This window comes from Streptomyces viridosporus, from assembly GCF_002078235.1.
GTDB lineage: Bacteria > Actinomycetota > Actinomycetes > Streptomycetales > Streptomycetaceae > Streptomyces > Streptomyces viridosporus.
The window spans coordinates 1-2,275 of the sequence record NZ_MSGP01000861.1 but is presented as its reverse complement, the minus strand read 5'-3'; the positions used below and the strand labels follow the sequence as shown (position 1 = coordinate 2,275).

4 protein-coding genes and 1 pseudogene are annotated in these 2,275 nt (G+C 69.1%); all 5 read right to left on the bottom strand.

Translation table 11 applies throughout. The annotated features are described in order from the left end of the window. Positions 1 to 165, bottom strand: a pseudogene (locus B7L92_RS43375) (glucose-6-phosphate isomerase); the annotation flags it as partial. Between the two features lie 243 nt (positions 166 to 408). Then, positions 409 to 744 (bottom strand): RNA polymerase-binding protein RbpA, encoded by a 336-nt coding sequence (locus B7L92_RS38245; RefSeq protein WP_003976875.1) that lies wholly within the window; start codon positions 742 to 744, stop codon positions 409 to 411. A gap of 222 nt (positions 745 to 966) precedes the next feature. Beyond that, entirely contained in the window at positions 967 to 1,203 is a 237-nt protein-coding gene (gene secG / locus B7L92_RS38240; RefSeq protein WP_208026456.1) for a preprotein translocase subunit SecG, read from the bottom strand. A gap of 95 nt (positions 1,204 to 1,298) precedes the next feature. Further along, positions 1,299 to 2,075, bottom strand: coding sequence for a triose-phosphate isomerase (gene tpiA / locus B7L92_RS38235; protein ID WP_081241652.1), 777 nt, complete (start codon positions 2,073 to 2,075; stop codon positions 1,299 to 1,301). A 6-nt stretch (positions 2,076 to 2,081) separates the two neighbouring features. Further along, positions 2,082 to 2,275 (bottom strand): phosphoglycerate kinase (gene pgk / locus B7L92_RS38230; RefSeq protein ID WP_081241651.1); only part of this gene is annotated, 194 nt, incomplete at its 5' end.

Sequence of the window (2,275 nt, the reverse complement as noted above, 5' to 3'; positions counted from 1 at the left end):
GTAGTCGACGTACAGGTCGCCGACCCGGAGGGTGTACGCGGTGCCGCGACCGGGGTCGGCGGCGAACAGTTCGCGCAGGCTCGTCCCGTCGAGCTCCTCACGGTGCTTGGCCAGCGCGCTCCACTCGGGCGTCTGGTTGAGCCTGGTACGGCTGTCTGCGTTCATCTCGGACTTCAGCCTTCTTCCTTGCTGCCTGTGCTGCGTACCTGCCCCGCTGCGCTTCCAACCTAGTTGATCAGCGGTGGACGTGAGCTGTCGTGACGCCGTCGTCCGGCGTGACAACAGGTACGTCCGATCGGCTCACCGGTATCAGCGGCCGGCTCGCGGGTGTTCGCGGGTGCCGGCCACGGCGTGCGAGGAAACGGCTTCGGCCAGGCCCCTCGTGGGTGCCCGGCCGGTCCTGGAACGCTAGATCTCGCCCCGCAGTTTGGCGAGCGCCTCGGCGAGGATCGCCTCGCCGTCCGCGTCGCTGCGCCGCTCCCGCACATAGGCGAGGTGCGTCTTGTAGGGCTCGGTGCGCGGCGGGTCAGGGGGGTTGTCGCGGTCCTGCCCGGCCGGGAATCCGCAGCGGGGGCAGTCCCAGGTTTCGGGCACCTGCGCGTCGCTCGCGAAGCTCGGCTGTGTCTCGTGCCCGTTGGAGCACCAGAAGGAGATGCGCAGCCGCGGCGCGGACTCGCCACGCTCGGCCTCACCCATCGGCCCCGCCCCGACCCGGCTCCCCCGGATCGCGTTGCCACTTGCCACGGTCGTAACTCCCTGCGTGATGGTGCCGCGAAGCGAGTCGGCGTGCCGCTCCGCTGCGAGCGCCTCAGTCTACGTAAGGCCCAACGCGCGTCCAGTGTCCGGAGTTACCACCCCCACGTCCAGACGCAGGCCCCATGATAGGACGCGCCGTGCCGCACGTACCGGACATGGGGCCTTACGTGGGGAGCGCCGCGGGGAAGGGGCGCGGAACGTCCCCCAGGGTCAGTTGTTCACCTTCATCATGATGCCGAGCACCACGATGCACGCGAACCAGAGCAGACCGACCACGACGGTGATCCGGTCGAGGTTGCGCTCGGCGACCGAGGAGCCGCCGACGGAGGACTGCATGCCACCACCGAACATGTCGGAGAGGCCGCCGCCCTTCCCCTTGTGCATCAGCACCAGCAGCATCAGCAGCAGGCTGAAGACGATCAGGGCGATCGAGAACCCCAAAACCACGGCTGGACCAACTTCCTCGGATTCGGACGGACGACGCGGGGCCCAGCACAGGGCCGGACCCCGCAAGGGTACGACGGATCGCCGCTAGCGCATACTCACTGGTCGCGGAAGCGGACGATCTTGACGAACTCGTCCGCGTCCAGCGAGGCACCGCCGACCAGCGCGCCGTCGATGTCGGCCTGCGCCATGATCTCGGCGACGTTGCCGGACTTGACCGAGCCGCCGTACTGGATGCGGACCTTGTCGGCCAGCTCCTGCGAGTACAGCTCGGCGATCTTGCCGCGGATGGCGGCGCAGACCTCCTGGGCGTCCCCGGCGCCGCAGACCTTGCCGGTGCCGATGGCCCAGACGGGCTCGTAGGCGATCACGATCGACTCGGCCTGCTCGGCCGGGAGGTCCTTCAGACCGCCCTCGACCTGGGCGAGGGTGTGGGGGACGTGGTTGCCCGCCTCGCGGACCTCCAGCTCCTCGCCGACGCAGAGGATGGGGGTGATGCCGTGCTTGTAGGCGGCCTTGACCTTGGCGTTCACCTGCTCGTCGGTCTCGCCGTGGTACTGGCGGCGCTCGGAGTGGCCGATCGCGACGTAGGTGCACTTCAGCTTGGCCAGCATGGGGCCGGAGATCTCGCCGGTGTAGGCACCGCCGTCGTGCGCCGAGATGTCCTGGGCGCCGTACTTGATCTTCAGCTTGTCGCCTTCGACGAGGGTCTGCACGGAGCGCAGGTCGGTGAAGGGCGGCAGGACGGCGACCTCGACGTCCTCGTAGTCCTTGTCGGCCAGGGCGAAGGCGAGCTTCTGGACGTGGGCGATGGCCTCGAGGTGGTTGAGGTTCATCTTCCAGTTGCCCGCCATCAGCGGCGTACGGGTGCTCATTGAGGGTCAGTCCTCCAGTGCGGCGAGGCCGGGGAGCGTCTTGCCCTCGAGGTATTCGAGGGAGGCGCCGCCTCCGGTCGAGATGTGGCCGAATGCCTGCTCGTCGAAGCCCAGGGTACGGACGGCCGCGGCGGAGTCGCCGCCGCCGACCACGGTGAAGCCCCGGGAGTCGGTGAGGGCCTGGGCGACCGCCTTGGTGC

Coding starts and splice junctions, on each gene's coding strand:
- tpiA (WP_081241652.1), bottom strand. CDS start 2,075: ATGAGCACCCGTACGCCGCTGATGGCGGGCAACTGGAAGATGAACCTC.